The organism is Calyptranema fuscum S582 (genome assembly GCF_055793305.1).
Map to the genome: position 1 here is coordinate 1 of NZ_JBSLYH010000107.1, position 6207 is coordinate 6207.

The 6207-nt window shown below is 47.8% G+C and carries 5 protein-coding genes and 1 pseudogene; 3 read left to right on the forward strand and 3 right to left on the reverse strand.

Annotated features, from left to right (window positions below; translation table 11 throughout):
- Positions 1-399 precede the first annotated feature (399 nt).
- Both ACR6Z4_RS31910 and ACR6Z4_RS31915 read left to right on the forward strand, forming a co-directional pair.
- The gene (locus ACR6Z4_RS31910; protein ID WP_479721353.1) at positions 400-810 is read left to right on the forward strand and encodes an EamA family transporter; all 411 of its coding nucleotides are present in this window, start codon (positions 400-402) and stop codon (positions 808-810) included.
- A gap of 81 nt (positions 811-891) precedes the next feature.
- Positions 892-1620 (forward strand): aspartate/glutamate racemase family protein, encoded by a 729-nt coding sequence (locus tag ACR6Z4_RS31915; protein WP_479721354.1) that lies wholly within the window; start codon positions 892-894, stop codon positions 1618-1620.
- A 1-nt stretch (position 1621) separates the two neighbouring features.
- On the opposite strand, the gene ACR6Z4_RS31920 is transcribed toward ACR6Z4_RS31915, so the two are convergent.
- The 3 genes from ACR6Z4_RS31920 to pap form a co-directional block, all read right to left on the reverse strand.
- Positions 1622-2026, reverse strand: a complete 405-nt coding sequence (locus ACR6Z4_RS31920; RefSeq protein ID WP_479721356.1) for an allophanate hydrolase-related protein — start codon at positions 2024-2026, stop codon at positions 1622-1624.
- Between the two features lie 568 nt (positions 2027-2594).
- Positions 2595-3617 carry a YdcF family protein gene (locus tag ACR6Z4_RS31925; protein ID WP_479721355.1) on the reverse strand — a complete coding sequence of 341 codons (1023 nt, stop codon included), beginning with the start codon at positions 3615-3617 and terminating at the stop codon, positions 2595-2597.
- A 298-nt stretch (positions 3618-3915) separates the two neighbouring features.
- Positions 3916-5418, reverse strand: coding sequence for a polyphosphate:AMP phosphotransferase (pap, locus tag ACR6Z4_RS31930; protein WP_479721357.1), 1503 nt, complete (start codon positions 5416-5418; stop codon positions 3916-3918).
- A gap of 525 nt (positions 5419-5943) precedes the next feature.
- On the opposite strand from pap, the pseudogene ACR6Z4_RS31935 reads away from it, so the two are divergent.
- Positions 5944-6207, forward strand: a pseudogene (locus tag ACR6Z4_RS31935) (photosystem II q(b) protein); the annotation flags it as partial.

Below are 6207 nucleotides of genomic sequence, written 5' to 3' on the forward strand. Positions count from 1 at the left end.
TTCAATTGCATAAGATACAGATTTTTTGTTGTGTGCCGCGCTCCGCGCGGCACACAACAAAAAATCTAAACCGATCCAGGCGCGAAGCGCTTTAGGATAACCATCGGTCATCAAACACGGATGAGGCGTTCAAAATCAATGGCATGCTTGGGTCGTAATTGATGTTGAATAGCCCGAATACTCATGGGTTGTGTGCAGGCTCAGGCGATCGCCAGGGTGCTTGACGTTGAATTAATCCAAAAAAATTACCCCCTGGCAGTCGAGGGGTTGATTAGGATGAAGGTTGTGCGAGAACCCGCGCGGAGCGCGGGTTCTCGCACAACCTCCTGATTTAACCGTTTCGACGGTTGCTATAGGATGATACAAGGCACCAGCACAATTACTCACCCAAAACTATCTATGAAAGAATGGCTTTCTCCGGCACTTGGAGCATTAATATTTTGGGGGTTATGGAGTTTTATACCCAAAATTACAACTCAATATCTTGAGCCTAGAAGTGCAATTATCTATGAGGTTGGGGGAGCAATTTTATTGGCGATCGTGTTCTTATTTTTGCTCAATTTTCAATTGGATGTTCATCCTAAAGGGATTGCATTAGCCCTGACAACGGGCATGTTAGGGTTTTTGGGGGCATTTTGTTTTTTAGTGGCTGTTTCTAAAGGACCTGTTACGTTAGTCGCATCCCTCTCTTCGCTCTATCCGGCGCTCAGTGTTTTACTTGCCGTTACTCTTTTGCATGAAGCCTTGACCCTCAGACAGGGGTTTGGAATTGCCCTCGCGATTGTGTCCATCATTTTAGTGGCAGCTTAGAACCTGTTGAAAACTGTAATGCGCTCCACAAAGCACCTGGGGTGTCGTGAATGATAATGGGGTAGTTTGTCACCCTATCTTATGCGTCTCAAAGTTATCAATCCCAACACCAGTGCAGAGATGACCAGTTCTATTGGCAGGGTTGCTGAAGCCTATATCTCCGCTGGCACAGACGTGGTCACGAGCTGCCCTAAAACAGGACCCGTTTCGATCGAGTGTTATTTCGATGAATATCTAGCTATCCCCGGCGTGCTGGCTGAAATTCAGAAAGATGAAGCCGAATTTGATGCGTTTATTCTGGCGTGTTGGGGTGATCCAGGAATTGATGCTGCTCGCGAAATCACGACTAAACCTGTCGTGGGAATTGCCGAAGCTTCTATGTACGCCGCCAATGCGATCGCCACTCGCTGGTCGGTCGTAACAACGCTCCAACGCAGTCATCACATGGTAGAAGCCGTTGTCAAAAAAACAGGGTTAAGCGATCGCTGTGCTTCGGTTCGCTGTGTAGATTTGCCAGTGCTTGCCTGTGAAAGCGATCGCAATACCGTGGTGGAGGGCTTAGAACGGATGGGACGACTCGCACTCCAAGAGGATGGAGCCGAAGCCCTTATCCTGGGGTGTGCTGGCATGGGAGGGCTGGATCACACCCTGAGCAGCTTACTGGGGGTTCCCTGTATTGATGCCGTTGCTGCGGGTGTGCGGTTTGCTGAAATGCTCGTTGGCATGAAATTGCAAACGAGTAAGTGGATGACCTATCGATCGCCCGAACCCAAGCTGATTCGAGGCATTGACCAACTGATGCAACGCTAAATCAGGATACTGCCAAACTAGCCTTGTAAGCTGCCCAACCACCCAGATCGGAAATATCGACCCAGCTATATTGCTCAACCAACTCCTGAGGATAGAGAAACGCCGTTAGCACTTCTCCGTCTTCCAGCACAATATCGCTGGGATACATATGAGGTGGTTCATTTTCAGCCAGATGATTGAAATCGTCTAGCGAAAGTTCGTAGACTTCTCCTGGAATTGAAACTCCCCCGTCAGCAACTTGATAAATCGCTGGATGCCAGCCATTTTCAGCTGCATGGAGACGATACAGTGGTTGCGTTTGGGCAGTTCGGATAAACTGGGCATCGCCTAAATTACCATGATCGGGTTGCCCCCGCAGTGCCGATCCACAGATAAAAATTCGCTTGGTCGTCGTGGCAGAACTCATCACATCCCCCTGGTATTGATTTTTTTGATCCAGTTTACTGTATACGGTATTTTGCATACAAAAACAAGTGCTGCGATCGCGTTTAGTATGACATCTATAACAGTGTGCAAGTCGTTCAGTATAGAAATGAAGTTGTAGGGTATGGAGTGCCCCACAACACCGACTGGATCAACCCCGGACAGCGCTATAGCAGCCGAGAGGCTGCTTGGACGGGGTGCAGGGGTGGAACCCCTGGTCGGGGGCGCAGCCCCTACCAAATTTCATATAGCGGTATGCATTAGGGTTAGGACGGGGTGCAGGGGTGAAACCCCTGCGTGGGGGCACTGCCCCCACCCCCCTGATGTCCTAACTAGTACACCAATTTAAAAGTTTTAGAGGGGGTGGAGGGGGTAAAATCCCCTCTTGGGGGCGCAGCCCCCAAACCCCCATGTTGCAAAATTTCGTGTTTGCAACACTAGATTGCGTAGAACTATAGACCAAATCGAGAAAAACAAATAGAGTTCCTCTGCGCACCACGCCAAGGAACTCTACTGAAGTCTTCAACAAAACTGGACTCTAACCCACTTGCTCACAAACCTAAGGGATCGACTAACCAGCCTCTCAAGAAATAATAAGTTGTTGCCAGGTATTCATCTACCACCCGACTGGTGATGACTAATGCCTCCGCACTGGGAAGCAGATCGGTCAACACGGCAAATCGTCCTCCCCGCTGCAACTGGAAGATATAAAAGTCGGTCGGGCGAGGAATTACATTAAACCCAAGGTTGGCAAAGGTTGACGAGGCTCGACGAATATTCAATGCCGGAGAAACCAAAACGATGGTATTTCCGCCTTGTTGATTGGCAAAAATTTGCTGAACGGCGATCGCACTGGTTCGCGCATCGACCCCTTCAGATTCAATCAAAATGTCATCTCTTGAGACCCCCAACCCAGCCAACAGGTCAGTAATTTGGGTCGCCGCACTGACATCTTCCTCAGATAACTCTGGCTGGGGTCCCGCACTAATTACCACGCGAGGAGAATTTCCTAAACTCAACTGCTCTTGATACAGCTGAGCGCTGTAATACAGACGGGATAGCAAATTGCTGCCAAACCCATACGCTGTATTGCTAATCTGCGCCCGAATTCGATAAGACGGATCGGTTGGCAACGTGCCATCTCCCAGCACCACGATCGCCTCTGCATTCCCGATCTCCGCTGGGGTATCAGCCCGACGCTCAATTGTTTCGACCACTGAGCGCTGTTCGGTCTGAGCTGTCAGCAAATAAGCAGTCAGCGGCAAACTAAAGATCAACAAAATTGAAAACGCCCAGGCAACCAGTGAACCATTGGCTTTTTTAATGCCACCCCGCATGGCACTGGCTAACAAGATGAGTACCAGCCCCAACGGTCTTAATGGAAACGATAGAATTGCCCAAGCAATCCCAATCGTCTTATTCGTAGGTTCTAAAAGTGCCCAAAGTAATATAAGAACAATGAGAATGCCACCTAACCAAGTTAAGTAAGCTTTAGGAATAACTGTTAGTAGTAACCACCTGATGAGGAAGAAAATTCCTACCAAGATTAAGATCTGAGTGAGCAGTTCAAACATTGCTACCCTTGCTTATAGCTCTGCGATAATTTCTGCTAAATAACCAGGCACATCCTGATTCTGTGCTGATGTCGTTAAGAAGCTGAGCGTGGCTCACCCACCCAACAAAACTGGGGTGCTTCCAGATAATCATGGCAGTAAATTGCACAAAAATATTCAACTTTACGTTGTGAGATAGATCCGGTTTATCTACTCAGCCTGCAAAAGATTGGATGCTCCCGATAAAGCATAATTCATAACCAGGTAATCTGAACGAGAATTTCAGTGAAAAAGTCTTTAAAATTGCTGGACTTTCTCCTTAAGAACGCTTGCCTTTTCGCCGCTTTAGCTCAGTTTGAATTGCCTGGATCACCGTTTGGATAATTTTGACGCGCGCATAATACTTGTCATTTGCCGGAATCATATACCAGGGAGCCAACGGGGTGCTCGTGCGCTGAATGGCTTGATTGACTGCGACTTCGTAAAGATCCCATTTCTCTCGATTACGCCAATCTTCCTCGGTCAATTTGTACTGCTTAAACAGGTCACTCTCCCGTTCCTTAAACCGCTGCTGTTGTTCTTCTGGGCTGATGTGAAGCCAAAATTTTAATAAGACATAGCCCGAATTGACCAGCTGCGTTTCAAATTCATTGATCTCCCGATAGGCTCGTCGCCATTCCGCATCGGTGGCGAAATTCTCAATGCGTTCGACCAGCACTCTACCGTACCAACTGCGATCAAAAATGCCGATCGTGCCGGTAGTCGGCAATCGTCGCCAAAATCGCCAGAGATAATGATGGGCTTTTTCGTCTTCCGTCGGGGCAGCAAAGCTGTGGACAACGTAGCTGCGGGGATCTAACGTCTCCGTGAGTCGCTTGATGGCACCGCCCTTACCCGATGCATCCCACCCTTCGAAAACAACCAGAATGGGAATTTGGTATTTGTGAATCTTAAGTTGCAGCCGCCGCAACGATACCTGTTCTTGCTTAATTTGCTGTTTATAACTTTCGGCGGAAAGAGTCCGACTTAAATCGACCGTTGCTAACAAATTAGGCTCAGTCGGTTCTAATTGAGTTTGATGGGGAATTTTTGGTGCGGGATAAGCAACATGCAAGCGATCTAGAGCCTCCGTCAGACTGGCTGCCACCTGCGTTAGCACCTTAATTTTTGCCCAGCGATGGCAGTCTCCTTCAACCAGCGTCCAGGGGGCGGCTCCCGTACTGGTTTGAATAAACATTTCCTCTGCCAGGTCTGAGTAAAGGCGATAATTTTTTTGCTGGTGCCAATCTTCGGGTCGCACCCGCCATGAGTCCAGGGGATCTTTGGCATAGGTTTTGAGGCGACGTTTGAGTTCTGACTTACTCAAGTGAATCCAAAATTTGGCGATCGCCACGTCATCATCAACCAACTGCCGCTCAAATGCGTTGATATCGCGCATTGTCATCAGCACCTTATCGTCCACCAGCCGATTGAATAAGCGATCTTCAAGCACATGGGTATACCAACTGTGGTAAAACACCCCAATATTTCCTCGTCCCGGCAAGCGTTGCCAAAATCGCCACAACAATGGATAGCGGCTCTCTTCAAAGGTCGGCGTCAAAATCGGATGAACAGTAAATCCTCTGGGATCCATACAATCGACCAGATCTTTGACCAGTGCCCCTTTGCCAGATGCTGCCCAGCCCTCTAATACCAAAACCACAGAGAGACGATTTTGCCAACACGCACTCTGCAACCGTCGTAACTGCCCTTGCAGTAAGCCGATTTGGGCGGAGTAGGTTTGCTTATCAAGAGCAAGACTGAGATCAAGCGTTTCTAACATAGCTGGCATCAAAGAGCTTCTATTAGGCGATTCAACTCTCACTATGCGCCGTCTAACGCACCAAAACCGTCCATCTTCATCAATTTCTTTGATTTTGAGCGAATAAAAATATTTGTTAAGCGATCGCTCTCTATCTGAGAAAAAGCAATCTCCCACGACCTACAGCAATTTTCAATTGCTTAAGCCACAGATTTTTTGTTGTGTGCCGCGCTCCGCGCGGCACACAACAAAAAATCTAAATAGATCCAGACGCGAAGCGCTGTAAATAGATACTAAAAACTGGGATTGTGCTGAAAACCTTTTAAGGAAAAGGATTTCCAGAACAATCCTGGCTTCGAGATTTCAATTTATTTACAAAAGTTAATTTAAATCTGAGCATTCGCTCAAAGTCATACAACGAAAAATAAGAATGTGCCAAAAAAATTCGCCATATAACTTTACAAATAACCGAATCTTAGTTAATATAACTACATCGGTTCGCCGATACATCATAATTTTTCTTCGAACTCAAAGGATTTATAAACCATGACTACTGTTCTACAGCGTCGCGAGAGCGACAACCTGTGGGGTCAGTTCTGCAACTGGGTAACCAGCACCGAAAACCGCCTCTATGTAGGTTGGTTCGGCGTTCTGATGATCCCCACCCTGCTGACTGCAACCATTTGCTTCATCATCGCCTTCATCGCCGCTCCTCCTGTTGACATCGACGGCATCCGCGAGCCTGTTGCAGGTTCTCTACTGTACGGAAACAACATCATTTCTGGTGCAGTTGTTCCTTCTTCCAACGCG

What these genes read in the sequence shown, in the direction of transcription:
- ACR6Z4_RS31910 (WP_479721353.1), top strand. Translation starts at nt 400, where the DNA reads ATGAAAGAATGGCTTTCTCCGGCACTTGGAGCATTAATATTTTGGGGG.
- ACR6Z4_RS31915 (WP_479721354.1), top strand. Translation starts at nt 892, where the DNA reads ATGCGTCTCAAAGTTATCAATCCCAACACCAGTGCAGAGATGACCAGT.
- ACR6Z4_RS31920 (WP_479721356.1), bottom strand. Translation starts at nt 2,026, where the DNA reads ATGAGTTCTGCCACGACGACCAAGCGAATTTTTATCTGTGGATCGGCA.
- ACR6Z4_RS31925 (WP_479721355.1), bottom strand. Translation starts at nt 3,617, where the DNA reads ATGTTTGAACTGCTCACTCAGATCTTAATCTTGGTAGGAATTTTCTTC.
- pap (WP_479721357.1), bottom strand. Translation starts at nt 5,418, where the DNA reads ATGTTAGAAACGCTTGATCTCAGTCTTGCTCTTGATAAGCAAACCTAC.